This window comes from uncultured Allobosea sp., from assembly GCF_945956895.1.
In the GTDB taxonomy this organism is placed as follows: domain Bacteria; phylum Pseudomonadota; class Alphaproteobacteria; order Rhizobiales; family Beijerinckiaceae; genus Allobosea.
The window spans coordinates 92760-108131 of sequence record NZ_CAMFJF010000013.1 but is presented as its reverse complement, the minus strand read 5'-3'; the positions used below and the strand labels follow the sequence as shown (position 1 = coordinate 108131).

General features: G+C 66.6%; 15 protein-coding genes and 1 other RNA gene. 4 read left to right on the top strand and 12 right to left on the bottom strand.

Translation table 11 applies throughout. The annotated features are described in order from the left end of the window. Positions 1–353: FtsW/RodA/SpoVE family cell cycle protein (locus tag Q0Q02_RS10550; RefSeq protein WP_293809158.1), on the bottom strand; the 353-nt coding region annotated here is incomplete at its 3' end. A 287-nt stretch (positions 354–640) separates the two neighbouring features. Here Q0Q02_RS10550 and Q0Q02_RS10545 point away from each other — a divergent pair. Further along, positions 641–1120 carry a VOC family protein gene (locus Q0Q02_RS10545; protein ID WP_293809156.1) on the top strand — a complete coding sequence of 160 codons (480 nt, stop codon included), beginning with the start codon at positions 641–643 and terminating at the stop codon, positions 1118–1120. 2 nt (positions 1121–1122) lie between these two features. On the opposite strand, the gene murD is transcribed toward Q0Q02_RS10545, so the two are convergent. From murD to Q0Q02_RS10500, 9 genes are all read right to left on the bottom strand, one after another. Next, positions 1123–2556 carry a UDP-N-acetylmuramoyl-L-alanine--D-glutamate ligase gene (murD, locus tag Q0Q02_RS10540; protein WP_293809154.1) on the bottom strand — a complete coding sequence of 478 codons (1434 nt, stop codon included), beginning with the start codon at positions 2554–2556 and terminating at the stop codon, positions 1123–1125. Between the two features lie 188 nt (positions 2557–2744). Next, the gene (mraY, locus tag Q0Q02_RS10535; protein ID WP_293809152.1) at positions 2745–3827 is read right to left on the bottom strand and encodes a phospho-N-acetylmuramoyl-pentapeptide-transferase; all 1083 of its coding nucleotides are present in this window, start codon (positions 3825–3827) and stop codon (positions 2745–2747) included. A 135-nt stretch (positions 3828–3962) separates the two neighbouring features. Then, on the bottom strand, positions 3963–5387 hold the full coding sequence (locus Q0Q02_RS10530) for a UDP-N-acetylmuramoylalanyl-D-glutamyl-2,6-diaminopimelate--D-alanyl-D-alanine ligase (RefSeq protein WP_293809151.1): 1425 nt from the start codon (positions 5385–5387) through the stop codon (positions 3963–3965). Continuing rightward, on the bottom strand, positions 5384–6838 hold the full coding sequence (locus tag Q0Q02_RS10525; protein WP_293809162.1) for a UDP-N-acetylmuramoyl-L-alanyl-D-glutamate--2,6-diaminopimelate ligase: 1455 nt from the start codon (positions 6836–6838) through the stop codon (positions 5384–5386). Before Q0Q02_RS10525 ends, Q0Q02_RS10530 begins: the two co-directional genes overlap by 4 nt. A 28-nt stretch (positions 6839–6866) precedes the next feature. Continuing rightward, positions 6867–8615: a penicillin-binding protein 2 gene (locus tag Q0Q02_RS10520; protein WP_293809160.1), complete on the bottom strand. Its 1749-nt coding sequence runs from the start codon at positions 8613–8615 to the stop codon at positions 6867–6869. 26 nt (positions 8616–8641) lie between these two features. Continuing rightward, a complete protein-coding gene (locus Q0Q02_RS10515) occupies positions 8642–9028 on the bottom strand; it encodes a hypothetical protein (RefSeq protein ID WP_293796038.1) in 387 nt (128 codons plus the stop codon). A gap of 2 nt (positions 9029–9030) precedes the next feature. Further along, positions 9031–10071: a 16S rRNA (cytosine(1402)-N(4))-methyltransferase RsmH gene (rsmH, locus tag Q0Q02_RS10510; protein ID WP_293809150.1), complete on the bottom strand. Its 1041-nt coding sequence runs from the start codon at positions 10069–10071 to the stop codon at positions 9031–9033. Further along, positions 10068–10544, bottom strand: a complete 477-nt coding sequence (locus Q0Q02_RS10505) for a division/cell wall cluster transcriptional repressor MraZ (protein WP_293809149.1) — start codon at positions 10542–10544, stop codon at positions 10068–10070. The genes rsmH and Q0Q02_RS10505 overlap by 4 nt, the downstream gene beginning before the upstream one ends. A 566-nt stretch (positions 10545–11110) precedes the next feature. Beyond that, on the bottom strand, positions 11111–11575 hold the full coding sequence (locus tag Q0Q02_RS10500; RefSeq protein WP_293809147.1) for a MarR family transcriptional regulator: 465 nt from the start codon (positions 11573–11575) through the stop codon (positions 11111–11113). Between the two features lie 149 nt (positions 11576–11724). Here Q0Q02_RS10500 and Q0Q02_RS10495 point away from each other — a divergent pair, with 149 nt between their 5' ends. Beyond that, the gene (locus Q0Q02_RS10495; protein ID WP_293809145.1) at positions 11725–12147 is read left to right on the top strand and encodes an organic hydroperoxide resistance protein; all 423 of its coding nucleotides are present in this window, start codon (positions 11725–11727) and stop codon (positions 12145–12147) included. 180 nt (positions 12148–12327) lie between these two features. Here the strand turns inward: Q0Q02_RS10495 and rnpB are convergent. Then, an RNA gene (gene rnpB, locus Q0Q02_RS10490) (RNase P RNA component class A) lies at positions 12328–12734 on the bottom strand. Positions 12735–12790: 56 nt separating this feature from the next. Next, on the bottom strand, positions 12791–13414 hold the full coding sequence (locus Q0Q02_RS10485) for a transglycosylase SLT domain-containing protein (RefSeq protein ID WP_293809143.1): 624 nt from the start codon (positions 13412–13414) through the stop codon (positions 12791–12793). A 355-nt stretch (positions 13415–13769) separates the two neighbouring features. Between Q0Q02_RS10485 and Q0Q02_RS10480 the strand changes: the two genes are divergently transcribed. After that, the gene (locus Q0Q02_RS10480) at positions 13770–14519 is read left to right on the top strand and encodes a TerB family tellurite resistance protein (RefSeq protein WP_293809142.1); all 750 of its coding nucleotides are present in this window, start codon (positions 13770–13772) and stop codon (positions 14517–14519) included. A 10-nt stretch (positions 14520–14529) separates the two neighbouring features. Further along, complete coding sequence (locus tag Q0Q02_RS10475) at positions 14530–15333, top strand: N-acetylmuramoyl-L-alanine amidase (RefSeq protein ID WP_293809141.1); 804 nt, start codon at positions 14530–14532, stop codon at positions 15331–15333. The last annotated feature ends 39 nt before the right edge of the window (positions 15334–15372 follow it).

Here is a 15372-nt window from a genome sequence, read left to right as displayed (position 1 = left end):
CCGAGCGGCCCGAGCGTCAGCCAGCGCCGCGCGCCCTTCACCTCGACGCCGAAATAGAGCGTCGCCACCACCATGGCGAGCGAGGTGACATAGAGCAGCAGCGCCGTGCGCCTGACCTGGCGCGGCGTCATCAGCGACACGCCGAGGAAGATCACCATCGCGCCGGCGAGATAGGCCGCTTGCCGGTTGACGAAATGGAAGGTCGAAAGGCCGAGGCGCTCGGCCACCGGCGGCCCGCCCGCCATCAGCAGCACGACGCCGGACACCATGAGGGCGACGAGCGCGGTCAGGATAAGGCGGTCGATCGACCACCACCAGCGGCCGCTGAGAGAAGGTTCCGCGCGCGAGACCATGACGGGCATCCCATCGACAAATTCTGCGCGGCCGAAGCCACGCCTACGTGACGAATCACTCTGTCAATGAATGGTTAACCGATTGATTCCGATGCGTGGGATCGGTCGTACCAGCACATCACGATCCACAGCGGCACATGGCTTTCGCGGCCTCTGCGAGCCGCCTCGATCAGCCCTGCGCCTGAGATCGGATTCGCGCTGCCGAGCGAATGCAGAGGCCGCTCCTGACACGCATTGTCGTCCCCATGGGAGGAGTTGCACCCGTCCCGAAAGCGAAAGGACTGATCATGGCCATCGCCAAGAACACGATCTGCTTGTGGTACGACAAGGATGCCGAGGCCGCCGCCCGCTTCTATGCGCAGACCTTCCCGGACAGCGCGGTGAAAGAGGTTTTCCGCGCCCCGACCGATTTCCCTTCAGGCAAGGCCGGCGATGCGCTGACGGTCACCTTCACGGTCCTCGGCATCCCCTGCCTCGGCATCAATGGCGGGCCGATGTTCAAGCATAGCGAGGCCTTCTCGTTCCAGATCGCCACCGAGGATCAGGAAGAGACCGATCGCTACTGGAACGCCATCGTCGGCAATGGCGGCCAGGAGAGCGAGTGCGGCTGGTGCAAGGACAAATGGGGTCTGTCCTGGCAGATCACCCCGCGCGTGCTGAGCGAGGCGCTCGCGGCCGGCGGCGAGGAAGCGAAGCGCGCCTTCGCCGCGATGATGACGATGCAGAAGATCGACGTCGCGAAGATCGAGGCCGCCCGGCGCGGCTGAGCCTAGCTCTTGCCGCCGAAGGGCTCGAAGCCCGGCAGCTCCGCGACGAGCTTGCGGAAGGCGTCGCCGCGCACCTCGAAATTCGGGAACTGGTCGAAGGAGGCGCAGGCCGGCGAGAGCAGCACCGCGATCTCGCCCTCGCCCGTCGCAGCCAGAGCGTCGCGCGTCGCATCCGCCACGGCCTTGTCGAGCGTGACGCTGCGCTCATAGGCGACGCGCCCGTCATCGTCGAAGGTCGCGGCGAAGAGATCGCTCGCCGCCCCGATCAGATAGGCGCGGGCGATATTGGGAAAGTAGCGGCGCAGGGACTCGATGCCGCCGTCCTTCGCCTTGCCGCCGAGGATCCAGAAGATGCCGTGGAAGGAGGTCAGCGCCTTCTCGGTCGAATCCGCGTTCGTCGCTTTTGAATCATTGATGAAGACGACGCGGCCGACCCGGCCGAGTTCCTCCATGCGATGCGCCAGACCCGGATAGGTCTTGAAGCCGGCCGCGATCTCTTCGGCGCTCAGGCCCAGCGCCGAGCAGGCGGCGAAGGCCGCCGCGGCGTTCTGCGCATTGTGAGAGCCACGCAACGAGCCGATCCCGGCGAGATTGGCGACGACGCGCGGCTTGCCATCCTTCACTTCGACGATGCGCGTGTCGAGCCGGCCCTGATTGGCGGTGACGCCGGCAAAGACGCCTTCGTCGAGCGGCTGCTCGCCGCTGATCCTGACCAGCGGGCGCCCCCCGGCGGCTCGGCGGCGGGCCATCTGCTTCGAGGCGTCGTCATCGACGCCGACGACCGCGATATCGGCCGCCGCGACCAGCCGTTCCTTGATTCCCGCATAGTTCTCCAGCGAGCCGTGTCGGTCGAGATGATCCGGCGTCAGGTTCATCTGGATGCCGACAGTGGGCTTGAGCGAAGGCGCGAGATCGATCTGGTAGCTCGAGCACTCGATGACATGGACGCGGTTCGCGGCCGGCGGCTCCAGCGCCAGCACGGCCGTGCCGATATTGCCGCCCATTTGCACGTCGCGGCCGGCTTCCCTCAGCACATGGGCGATCAGCGCGGTCGTGGTCGACTTGCCGTTGGTGCCGGTGATGCAGACGACCGGCGAAACCGGCGCGATCTTCGCCCGCTCCAGGAAGAACAATTCGACATCGCCGATGATTGGAACGCCGGCAGCCTTGGCCTTGCCGACCGCCCAATGCGGCTCGGGATGGGTCAGCGGCACGCCGGGCGAGAGCACGAAAGCCGCGAAATCGGACCAGTCGGCGCTCGCCAGATCGACGACGGCGATGCCCTCGGCCGCCGCCGTCTCCCGGCTCTTCTCGTTATCGTCCCAGGCCGCGACCTCGGCGCCGCCCGCCTTGAGCGCGCGCGCAGTCGCAAGCCCGGAGCCGCCGAGGCCGAACAGAGCGACCTTGCGCCCGGAAAAGACTGTGACCGGTGTCATCGAACTCCCCCGTCATTCCGGGGCGAGCGCGCAGCGCTTGAGCCCGGAACCCAGAACCGATGCGGCATTTCCAGAAGGCACCCGGCTCCAACCGCCTCTCCGATGAACGGCATCGGTTCTGGGTTCCGGGCTCGCCGCTGCGCGACGCCCCGGAATGACGCGGTGGTTCCAGCAGCTGAACACATCGCTCAGCGCAGCTTCAGCGTGGCAAGGCCGACCAGCGCCAGCACGACCGAGATGATCCAGAAACGGATCACGACCTGCGGTTCGGTCCAGCCCAGCTTCTCGAAATGGTGGTGGATCGGCGCCATCAGGAAGACGCGCTTGCCCGTGCGCTTGAACACGAAGACCTGGATGATCACCGAAAGCGCCTCGACCACGAAGAGGCCGCCGACGATGGCGAGCACGATCTCGTGCTTGGTCGCGACCGCGATGGTGCCGAGCAGGCCGCCGAGGCCGAGCGAGCCGGTATCGCCCATGAAGATCTGGGCCGGCGGCGCGTTGAACCAGAGGAAGCCGAGGCCGGCGCCGATCACCGCGCCGCAGATCACGGCGAGTTCGCCCGCGCCGGGGATGTGGTGGATCTGCAGATAGTTCGCGAAGATCGCGTTGCCGACGAGATAGGAGATGAAGCCGAAGGTGCCGGCCGCGATCATCACCGGCACGATGGCGAGCCCATCGAGACCGTCGGTCAGGTTCACCGAATTGCCGGCGCCGACCACGACGAAGGCTGTGACCAGCGGAAACAGGATGCCGAGCGGGATGATCGCTTCCTTGAGGAAGGGCATGGCGAAGCCCGAGCCGATCGACGGCGGCTGCGTCTGCATGATGAAATAGCAGGCGATCAGCGCGACCACGACCTCGATCGCGATGCGGGCCTTCCCCGAGAAGCCCTTGTGCGACTGCTTGGTGACCTTGAGGAAATCGTCATAGAAGCCGATCGCGCCATAAGCGGCCGTGACGCCGAGAACGATCCAGACATAGGGGTTGCGCAGGTTGCCCCAAAGCAGCACCGCCGCGAATAGCCCGGACAGGATCATCAATCCGCCCATGGTCGGCGTGCCGCGCTTGGCGAGATGCGATTCCGGCCCATCCGTGCGGATCGGCTGGCCCTTGCCCTGCTTGATCCTGAGCCAGGAGATGGCCGAGGGACCGAAGAAGAAGACGAAGAGCAACGCCGTCGCCGTCGCCCCGCCTGCGCGGAAGGTGATGTAGCGGAAGACGTTCAGGATCGGGAAGGTGCCGGCGAAATCGGCGAGCCAGACGAGCATGCTGCTTGGTTCTCTTAGATCGCGATGATTTTGGATCGTTTCGATCCAAAATCATAAGACGTGATCGATTCCAAAAGATGAGAGCGGGATTGACGCGAAAAACCGGTTTCCACTTTTTCGCATCCCGCTCTCGGGTCAGTCTTCGGCAGGCACGGCAGGAAAGCGCGCGAGGATCGCCTTGACGATCGGCCCCATGCGCGTGCCCAGCGATCCCTTGACCGTGACGGTGTCGCCGCCGCGGATCGCATCGAGCACGAGCGGCTCCAGCTCGCTCGCGGTGGCGGCATAAGCCCCCCGCATGGTGGAAGGCAAGCTCTCATGGAGCCCTTTCATCAGCGGGCCGCAGGTGAAAACCTTGTCGATCCCATTGGAAACCAGCGGCTCGGCCAGCCCGCGATGCAGCTCCGGCCCGGTTGCCCCGAGTTCCAGCATGTCGCCGAGCACGGCGATGCGCCGGCCCCGGCCCTCGACCGGCAGGCGGCCGAGATTCTCGATCGCGGCACGCATCGAGGCGGGATTGCCGTTATAGCTCTCGTCGAGCAGCGTGACCTTGCCGCCCGGCGCCTGCAGCACCTGGCGAGCGCCGCGCCCGGCCGGCGGCTTGAGATCGCCCAGCGCCAGCGCTGCCAGCGCGAGATCGGCACCGAGCGCATGCACGGCCGCCAGCACGGCAAGCGAGTTCAGCACGATATGCTTGCCCGGGCTGCCCAACCGGTAGGTCACGGGCTCCCCGCAAACGCGGGCCTCGACCGTCGACATGTCGGGCTTCAGCGCGCAGGAGATCAGCTTCACATCGGCATCAGGGCTCTCGCCGAAGGTGATGATCCGCCCGGCCGGGCCGGACTTGGCGATGTCGCGCAGCAGCTCGGATTGCGGGATATCGGCGTTGACGATCGCCGTGCCGCCTTTTTCGAGTTCCCAGTAAACACCCGCCTTTTCTTCGGCGATCCCCTCGATCGAGGCGAAGGCGGCGAGATGCACGGGCTGGATCGTCGTGACAATGGCAACCCGCGGGCGCACCATCCGCGCCAGCGGCACGATCTCGCCGGGGCTGTTCATGCCGATCTCGTAAACGCCATAGGCGACATCGGCGGGGGTGCGACAGAGCGTGAGCGGCACGCCCCAGTGGTTGTTGTAGGAGGCGACCGGCGCATGGGTCTTGCCCTGGCGCGAGAGCACGAGGCGCAGCGCCTCCTTCGTGCCGGTCTTGCCGACCGAGCCGGTGACGGCGACGATTCCGGCCTTCAATTCGGCGCGGCGTGCGGTGCCCGCATGCTCCATCGCCTTCAGCACATCCGGCACGATGGCGAGGGCGCCTGCGCCTTCAAACTGCCCTGCATGAGCCTCGTCGACCACGGCGAGCGCCGCGCCCTTGTCGAGCGCAGCCTTGACGAAGTCATGGCCGTTGCGGGCCTCGCCGGTGATGGCGAAGAAGACGTCGCCCGGCTCAAGCGTGCGGGTGTCGATCGAGGCGCCGGTTACGACCGGCGGCACGGCGCCCTCGGGCCGCGCACGCAACGCCGCGATCAGCTTGTCTCCGGTCCAGAGCGGGCCGCTCATCTCGTGATCTCCGATAGCGCCTTGCGAACCACGTCGTGATCCGAGAAGGGCAGCGTCCGGTCGCCTATGATCTGGCCGGATTCATGGCCTTTTCCGGCCACGACCAGCAAATCCCCAGGCGTCAGCATACACACCGCACTTCTGATCGCTTCCTCGCGGTCGCCGATTTCCAGAAGTTTCGGCGAAGCGGCCATGATCTCGGCCCGGATCGTCGCCGGGTCCTCGCTGCGCGGATTGTCGTCGGTGACGATGGCGATATCGGCCTTCTCGGCCGCGATGGCGCCCATCAGCGGGCGTTTGCCCTTGTCGCGGTCGCCGCCGCAGCCGAAGACGCAGATCAGGCGCCCGGTCGCATAGGGCCGCAGCGTCGTCAGCACCGCCGCCAGCGCATCGGGCTTATGGGCATAGTCGACGACGACGAGCCCGCCATTGGCTTCGCCGACGCGTTCGAGGCGCCCGGCGACGCCCTTGAGGCCGGAAATGGCGCTGACCGATGCAGCCTTATCCTCGCCGGTCGCGATGGCGAGCCCGGCGGCGACCAGCGCATTGCCCGCCATGAAATCGCCGACCAGCGGCAGGTCAACCGACAATTCGCGCCCGTCGAAGCCGACGGTCAGCCGCTGCGAGAAGCCGTCGCGCTCGTTGCGCAGCAGGGTCAGTGTCTCGCCCTTGCGGCCGATGCCGATGATCGGATGCCCGGCCTTGGCCGCAGCCTCGGCCGCCTCTTCCGCGTAGGGCTCGTCGCGGTTGATCACGACCGGCGCGCCATTCGGCAGCAGCTCCCAGAGCCGGAGCTTGGCCGCGAGATATTCTTCGACGCTCGGATGATAATCGAGATGGTCGCGGCCGAGATTGAGGAAGGCACCGGCGCTCAAGCGCACGCCATCGAGGCGGCGCTGGTCGAGCCCATGCGAGGAGGCTTCCATCGCCAGATGGGTGATGCCCTCACCCGCGAGCTTATCGAACGAGGCGTGCAGCGAGAGCGGGTCCGGCGTCGTCAGCGAGCCGTAGTCGGCGCCCTTGGCGGTCACGACGCCGATCGTGCCGACGCTCGCCGATTCATGGCCAAGCGCCTGGAAGATCTGGCGTGTGAAATCGGCGACCGAGGATTTGCCGCTGGTGCCGGTCACCGCGACGATGGTCTTCGGCTGGCGCGGATGGATCTTGGCCGCCGCCAGCGCGAGCGCGAGACGGGGATCGTCGACCTGCGCGAAGGCGACGCCGGCCGGCAGGTCCGCCGGGCGCGGCCCGCCCGAGATGACGGCGACCGCGCCATGCCCCACCGCATCCATGATGAAGCGTGCGCCATCGGCCTTGGCGCCGGCGAGCGCGACGAAGACGTCGTCGCCCGTCACCTTGCGGCTGTCGAAGGCGACGCCATGCACCTGCTGGCTCGCGGCCTCAGCATCGAAAATCTCGGGGAAGAGGTCTCCGAGGCCGTATCCGGTCATGCTCATGGCTTCCGCTTATAGGCCGAGATCAGCGCGAACCCCAGGCGCCGAGGCGTGCCATCAACGGGAACGGCGACGGCGGCGGGTCGAAGCGCGGGTTGAGCCCGAGGATCGGCGCGGCGCGCTCGATCACCTTGCCCGTGGTGACGCCCGCATTCCACGCCGCGGTCGAATAGCCGCCGCTCTCGGCATAGCCCTTCGGCTCGTCATAGATCGCGAGGAAGACGTATTTCGGCTTGTCGGAGGGGGCAATCGCCGTGAAGGTCGTGAAGTTCTTGTTCTTGGCGTAGCGGCCGTTGATGACCTTCTCGGCCGTGCCGGTCTTGCCGCCGACGAAATAGCCGGGAACGTCCGCCTTGCGGGCCGAGCCCTTCTCGCCATTGAGCCGCATGATGAAGCGCATCGCCTCGGAGGTCTCGGGCTTGATGACCCGCGTCGCGACCTGGCGCGCCTCCTCCTCGGAGCGCTTCAGGAAGGTCGGCTTCATCAGGTAGCCGCCATTGACCAGCGCGCCCACCGCCGCCAGCGCCTGGAGCGGCGCGACCGCGAGGCCGTGGCCGAAGGCGATGGTCGCGGTGTTGATCTCGCCCCAGCGCTGCGGGACGATCGGGGCGGCGCTTTCCGGCAGCTCGGTCGTCATCCGGTCGAGCTGCATCATCTTCCTGAGGAAGGCCTTGTGGCCCTCGACGCCGACGGCCAGCGCCATCTTGATCGAGCCCATGTTCGACGAATGCACGAACACTTCCGGCACGGTCAACGTCCGGCCGGTGCCGTGATATTCCTTGATGACCTGGCGGCCGAACCGCATCATGCCGCCGGCGGTCGAGAAGCTCGAATTGATGTTCACCTTGCCGGAATCCAGCGCCATGGCGATGGTCAGCGCCTTGAAGGTCGAGCCCATCTCGTAGACGCCGACATTCATCCGGTTGATCCGGTCCTTCTCCAGCGCGTCGACCGGGTTGCCCGGATCGAAATCGGGCAGCGAGACCAGCGCGATCACCTCGCCGGTATTCACATCCATGATCGCGCCGGCGGCGGCGATGGCCTTGAAGCGCTCCAGCCCCTTCGACAATTCGTCGCGCAGCAGGTGCTGGACGCGCAGGTCGAGCGACAGCTTGACCGGCTTCAGATCGGAGGCCTCCGTCGCGAGCCCGGCGCCGTTCAGGTCCTGGAGCCCCTGCGAGTCGATGTATTTCTCGATGCCGGCGATGCCGACATTGTCGATATTGGCGAAGCCCAGCACATGCGCCCCGGCATTGCCGTTCGGATAGACGCGCTTGTTCTCGGGCACGAAGCCGACACCGGGAATGCCGAGCCGGTGCACTTCGGCCTGCTGGCGCGGCGTGATCTCGCGCTTCACCCAGACGAAGCCCTTCTTGGTCCCGAGCTTTTCGCGCAGGTCCTTGGCGTCCAGGTCCGGCAGCACGGCCGTCAGCAGCTCGGTCGCCTCGTCCTTGTCGAGGATGCGGCGCGGCTCGGCGAAAACCGAGACCGTGCGGATATCGGTCGCCATGACCTCGCCGTTGCGGTCGACGATATCGGGCCGGGCAGCGGAAATGGCATTGGAAGTCGCGCGGCGCAGGCCGACCTGCTCGTTCGGCAGCGTCGCCAGCATGACGAGCCGGCCGGTGATGGCGAGGAACAGTGCCGAGAAGCCGAGGATGACGAGGCCGACGCGCGGCTCGCTCTTCTCGCCGCTCATGCGGAAGACATCGCGCAGCCAGGCCAGGCGCCCGCGCTTTGCGACGGTTTCCGTCGCCTCGGCCTGATGCTCCACCGACGCCTCCTGATCGATCGACTGGTTCACGGCATGGCTCCCGGCGTGGTCGCGCTCGCCTTGCGGTCCCGCGGCGTCTCGGTCGGCAGCCCTAAACCGAGATCCTCCAGCTTGCGGCCGATGGCATCGACCTTCGGGCCGCGGTTCGGGATATCCGAGGGCTTGACCACCTGCGTCACCACGAAGGGCTGCAGGTCGAGATGACGCTCTGCCAGCATCTGCACCCGGTCAGGCCGGTTGAGGAACTGCCACTCGGCCTTGAGCACCTGGATGGCGTCACGCTCGCGCTGGATCTTGCCCCTGAGCTTCTGGAGCTGCTCGGTCGCCAGCGTCGTCTCGTATTTGATCGAATAGGCATAGACCGCCGATGAGACCAGCGCGCCGATGGCGATGACATGCAGGAGCTTGATCACGCTCAGGATCTCCGGCGCGGCTGCGGGTCGGGAACGGTGGAGAGCGCGACGAGGCCGGCATCGGCCCCGCGCGCCGGCGCCTCGTTGCGCTCGGCGGCACGCAGCTTGGCCGAGCGCGCCCGCGGATTGGCCCGCATCTCGACCTCGGACGGGGCGACGGCCCCCTTCTCGACCAGCCTGAAGGTCGGCTGCGCGGCGGCAACCGCCGGCGCGTGGCGCGAGCCCGCCGGCACCCGGCCGGAACGCTCGGCGAAGAACTGCTTGACGATGCGGTCTTCGAGGGAATGGAAGGTCACGACGACAAGCCGCCCGCCCGGCTTCAGCACGGTCTCGGCCGCATGCAGCGCCCGAACGAGCTCGCCGAGCTCGTCATTCACCGCGATGCGCAGCGCCTGGAAGACCCGCGTCGCCGGATGCGCCCCGCCGGGCTCGCCCCGCACGATCCCCGCGACGAGATCGGCCAGTTGCTTGGTGGTCGTGATCGGCGCCTTGCGGCGGGCCTCGATCACGGCTCGCGCGACGGCGCGCGAACGGCGCTCCTCGCCATAATGGTAGAAGATATTGGCGAGCAGCCCTTCCTCGGCCTCGTTGACGAGATCGGCGGCGCTCTGCCCGGTGCTGCTCATCCGCATGTCGAGCGGCCCGTCGAAGCGGAACGAAAAGCCGCGCTCCGCCTGATCGATCTGCATGGACGAGACGCCGATATCGAGCACCACGCCGTCGAGCGGCGCCATCCTGAAGCGCTCGGCCTCCTCGGCAAGCTCGCCGAAATTGGCCTGGGACAGCGTCAACCGCCCGGCCATCGCGGCCACGAGATCGGCCCCGCCGGCGATCGCCGAGGGGTCGCGGTCGAGCCCGAGCAGGGTCGCGTCCGGCGCGGCATCGAGGATCGCGCGCGAATAGCCGCCCGCCCCGAAGGTACCGTCGAGATAGCGCCCGCCGGCCTGCGGCGCGAGTGCATGCAGAACCTCGGCGAGCAACACGGGCACGTGACGAACCGGTCCGCCATTGGCTCCGCCGGAACGGTCGCCATGGTCCGTCATGTGCCTGCACCTCCCGTTGGAATCGTCAAACTGCCGAGCGTGCGCTTCACGTCGCGCAGGCGCGTCCGCGCCGCCTCGAGATGCGCGCGGAACCGCTCCGGCTCCCAGATCTGGAACTTGTGGCCATGGCCGACGAAAGTCACGGCGTCGCCGATACCGGCATGCGCCTTCAGCGCCTCGCTCAGCACCATCCGCCCCTCCGTATCGACCTTCAGCACCTCCGAGGTGCCGTTCAGCGCCGTCGAGAGCAATTCCCACTCGTCCGAAAACGGCGAGAAGCGCGCGAGGATATCGTCGATCGTAGCCCGAAGCGCGTTGCCGCCGGCATCCAGCGCCGGCAGGTCGAGCGCCTGATGGACATAAAGACCCTCGTAGCCGTCCTTTGCCAGCACCGACCGGAAACTCGAGGGAATGGAGACGCGCCCCTTGGCGTCGAGCCGGTTCGTGAAATTCGAGACGAAGCGGTCCGTCAACGCCGCCTCCCGGCCTGCTCTTCAAGGCGCCACCGCTGAGATGGGCAAGCGGCGAAAAGACTCCCCGTCGAAGCGGGCAAGGCAGGCCAGCAAGCCAAATTCCGCGCGGCACACGGAGCCTGACCCTTGGTTTGCCTGCCGGCTTCGACGGGATGATTTGGGATAGCATGGGCCTACATGGGCGTCAATGGAATCGTAGGCACAGCGACGCACCTGCGGGGGCTCTCCGCCATCACAGCTCGTTAAGGTTAAGTATCCGTAAGCACGCGCAATTCGGCGCCGCCTGGCCTCTTCAGCCGACGGAAAAGCGCTTCAGCGCTGCGAAAAATTTTTACGAAAGCGAGCCGTTATTTTGGGCGAGCTGCGAAGCAGCGCGAACCGAAAGCCCAGTGAAGAGTGCTACACCGTTGTCATTCCGGGGCGCGCCGCAGGCGCGAACCCGGAACCCACGACTGGGTGAGACATCAGGTGTTCGGTTGCGAATGGCCTACCCGGTCGTGGGTTCCGGGTTCTTCGCTCCGCGAAGCCCCGGAATGACAACTATGGCGCCTACTGGAAAAGCGCCCTCAATCCTCGCGCGCGGACGCCAGCAGCGCATCGCGGACGAGGCCAAGCTGATCGCGCAACCGCCCCGCTTCCCCGGCCGTTCCGCCCAAAGCCTGCCCGATCGCCTCCTGCACACAGCGCCCCTGCCCGCGCAGCCCCTCGCCCTTCTCGGCGAGACGGATGCGCACCTGCCGCTCGTCGCGGGCATCGCGCTCGCGCTGGATCAGGCCTGAGGCCTCGAGCCGCTTGAGCAGCGGCGTCAAAGTACCGGAATCGAGCATCAATCGCTCGCCCAGTTCCTTCACCGTGAGCCCTTCCTGCTCCCAGAGCACGAGCATCACGAGATATTGCGGATAGGTCAGCCCGAGCTCGACCAGGATCGGGCGGTAGACCCGGTTGAAGGCATGGCCGACCTGATAGATTGCGAAGCAGAGCTGCTGCTCCAGACGCGGCATCCCATCCCCGGCCTTGTCCTGTTTCGCCATCGCGCCCTCGCCGGTCACCCTGCTTCACGGAAAACCGAAAGCAGCCCAACAATCAACCGCCTCAGCCTCGCTCAATTGAATTGTTGACAATCTAATTGTGCGAAATCTATATGGCAAGGATCGCTTCACCCAAGGAAGGAGATCCGATCATGAAGACGCTCTACACCGCCCATGGCTCAGCCACAGGTGGCCGCGAAGGCCAAGCCGCGACCGATACCGGCAACGTCAAGCTCGTGCTGAACACCCCCAAGGAACTCGGCGGCGGCGGCGGCGAAGGCACCAATCCCGAGCAACTCTTCGCCATGGGCTATTCGGCCTGCTTCCTCGGCGCGCTCAAGTTCGTCGCCGGCAAGGAGAAGGTGAAGATCCCGGAAGACGCGAAGGTCTCGGCCGATATCGGCATCGGCCCGCGCGACGACGGTCAGGGCTTCGGCATCACCGCCAAGCTGACCGTCTCGGTCCCCGGCCTCGACAAGGCCGCGGTCGAGGACCTCGTCAGGAAGGCCCATGTGGTCTGCCCCTATTCGCATGCGACGAAGGGCAACATCCCGGTCGAGACGACGGTGGCCTGAAGCCACGGTAGTTGAGCAGCCGCCCCAATCGGGCCTTGCGGCTTGATGCTCGAAAATTCGCTCCAGCGCGGTAGCTGGAGCGGTCGCCGAGAACCGGAGCGCAGCGGACATCGGTCCGTGAGCACCGGAAGCGCAGGCGATCGCTTCAGATGCCCACTGGAGTAGAATTTGCGGGCATCAAGCGCCAGTCGGCCTGTAAGCCGGGTTTTGGATGGCCGGAGGATCGCTCCCCCGACGTGACGGCCATTCCTCTGGGGCGCACATTGCTGCGCGCCTCGAGCAACCAACCCGGACGACAAGGCACAGAAACCTGCCCCTCCCCGCTTGCGCGGGCAGCATCGTCCCTATTCGGTTTTGCTCCCGGTGGGGCTTGCCATGCCGTCCCCGTTGCCGGGTCCGCGGTGCGCTCTTACCGCACCTTTTCACCCTTACCTCGCCGGAAAAGCCGAAGCCCTCCAGCGCGAGGCGGTTCGATCTCTGTGGCGCTTTCCCTGGGGTCGCCCCCGCCGGACGTTATCCGGCACCGTGTTTCCGTGGAGCCCGGACTTTCCTCCCTCGCGAGCGAGAGCGGCCGTCCGGCCGACTGGCGAGGGGCAGATGCGCGCTGGCGCGGCCCGCGTCAAGCGGAACCGCGCTCAGAGGATCAGTTACGGGCCGTGATCGTGCGCACCTTGGAGCAATAGGTGCGGTTGGCGCCGCTCATATGCGTGGTCATATGGCCGCTCTGGTACTTCATGACGGTGCGGCAGGTGTCGCCGCCGGCCATCTTGTAGGCCATCGCCAGGTACTTCATGCCGTAACGCACATTGGTCTCGGCATCGAGCAGGCCGCCGGCTCCGCCGGAATAGCCCATGCCGCGCGCCGTCTGATGGCGGATCTGCATCAGGCCGTAATTGCCGGCATGCGCCGCGCGCGGATTGTAGCGGCTCTCGACGCGCACGACCGCATCGGCCAGCGAGAACGGCACGCCATTGGCGGCGGCATGGCGGGCGACGATCGCCTTGATGCCCTCCGAGCCGGCAGGAGCCGCCAGCGCGCGGCTGGCGCGGACCTCGGCCTTGGCCGAGCGGGCGCTCGCCTTCGTCGCGGATGCCTCGGCAGGAGCCTCTTCACCCTTCGCCAGCGCAGCCTTGGCCCTGGCGATCTCGGCGTCACGAACGATCAGCGCTCTGGGGTCCGTTTCCGCGTTGACGAAATCCTCAGCCAGGGCAACGCCGGAGAGGCTAATCAGGCACGCAGCCGCGAGACCACCACAGATATATCGCATGTCGAATTTCAACCCCATTGCGCCATGACTGGCAGATGGGGGCGGTCAACTGATGTTTGAATGTGTCGATAATCTGACGCAACTCGCAGAAAAACATACAATAATGAGTGTATACAGAAATATATTCTATATTTAACTATTTAGTATTCATATGTATTGGCTGACCCGAAAAACTTCGCCGGCTGCCCACGGCCCGGCGCGAATCAAACAAGCGAATCAACCGCCCCATTTCGGCCCCATTCCCGGCCGGGAGTGCTTTTTTTGGCGCGGCAGGCCGCCGCACCAAGCGCACTTGCGTTGAATCGCTCCCTCCTTTCATCATCCACGCTTCGGATTCACCGGGATCGATTTTGTGATGGCTTCCTCTTTCTGGGGCGCTCTGGGGGGCGGCGGACTCGGCCTCGTGATCGGCGGCCCGCTGGGCGCGCTTGTCGGTGCGCTCGCCGGCCATGTCCTGGTCGATCGCGAGGGCGCGCCGTTCGGCCCGGCACCACGCGAACTCGTCTTCACCACCGGCCTCGTCGCGCTTGCCGCCAAGATGGCGCGCTCGGACGGCGTCGTGACTTGCGACGAGATCACGGCCTTCCATCGCATCGTCGAGGTCCCGCCCGATCAGCAGCAACGCATCCAGAGCCTGTTCGACCTCGCCAAGCAGACCAGCGCCGGATTCGAGGCCTATGCCACGCAGATCGCCGGCGCCTTCAAGGACGAGCCCGCCCTGCTGGAGGACGTGCTCGACGGGCTCTTCCTGATCGCCGCCGCCGATGGCGCGATCCATGAGGCCGAGCATGCCTATCTGGTGTCGGTCGCCGGCATCTTCGGCATCGCCGAGACCGATTTCGCGCGGATCGAAGCCCGCCACGCCCGCCGGCCGGACGATCCCTATCTCGTGCTCGGCGCCAGCCGCGAGATGGACGACGCCGAATTGAAACGCCATTACCGCCGCCTCGTCGCCGAGACCCATCCCGACCGTGAGATCGCCCGCGGCCTGCCCGAGGAGGCGGTCGCCATCGCGACGCGCCGCATCGCCGCCATCAACGCTGCCTGGGACGCGATCCAGAAGGAACGCGGCATGAGCCGCAATCTCGCGCCCGAACCCGCCTGAGCCCGCCCCCATGACCGATATCGCCCAGCCACAAGCGGCAAGCCCCGACAGCCGCTTCGCCGCCAAGATCTTCCCCTCGCCCAACCACGGCGAGCGCAAACACCCCGACGGCACGCCCGGCCGCCGGCCCGACATGCTGATCCTGCATTACACCGGCATGCCGGTCGCCGGCGAAGCGCTGCAATGGCTCTGCAACCCGGTCGCGCAAGTCTCGTCGCATTATTTCGTTTTCGAGAACGGCCACACGCTCCAGCTCGTGCCGGAGGGCCGGCGCGCCTGGCATGCCGGTGCCTCGCACTGGGCCGGCGAGACCGACATCAATTCCTGCTCGATCGGCATCGAGATCGCCAATCCCGGCCATCCCGGCGGCCTGCCGGATTATCCCGAGGAGCAGATCGCGGCGACGCTGCACCTCTGCCGCGACATCTGCGAGCGCTGGTCCATTCCCCCCGAGCGCGTGCTCGCTCATTCCGACATCGCGCCCGGCCGCAAGATCGATCCCGGCGAGAAATTCCCGTGGCGGCGCTTCGCCGAGGCGGGCGTGGGCCACTGGACCGAACCGGCGCCGATCCGCGGCGGGCGCTTCTTCGCCCGTGGCGAGAGCGGCCAGCCCGTTGAGGCCCTGCAGGCGATGTTCGCCATGCTGGGCTATGGCGTGACCGTCGACGGCATCTTCGACGAGAAACTCGAAGCGGTCGTCGCGGCCTTCCAGCGCCATTGGCGCCCGGACAAGGTCGACGGCGTCGCCGATTCCTCGACGATCACGACATTGCGCGACCTGCTGGCGGCGACACAGAACGCACGAACGGCCTGATCGCGCTTCCGTGAGCGGCAGCGTCCGGCGACTCTTTTG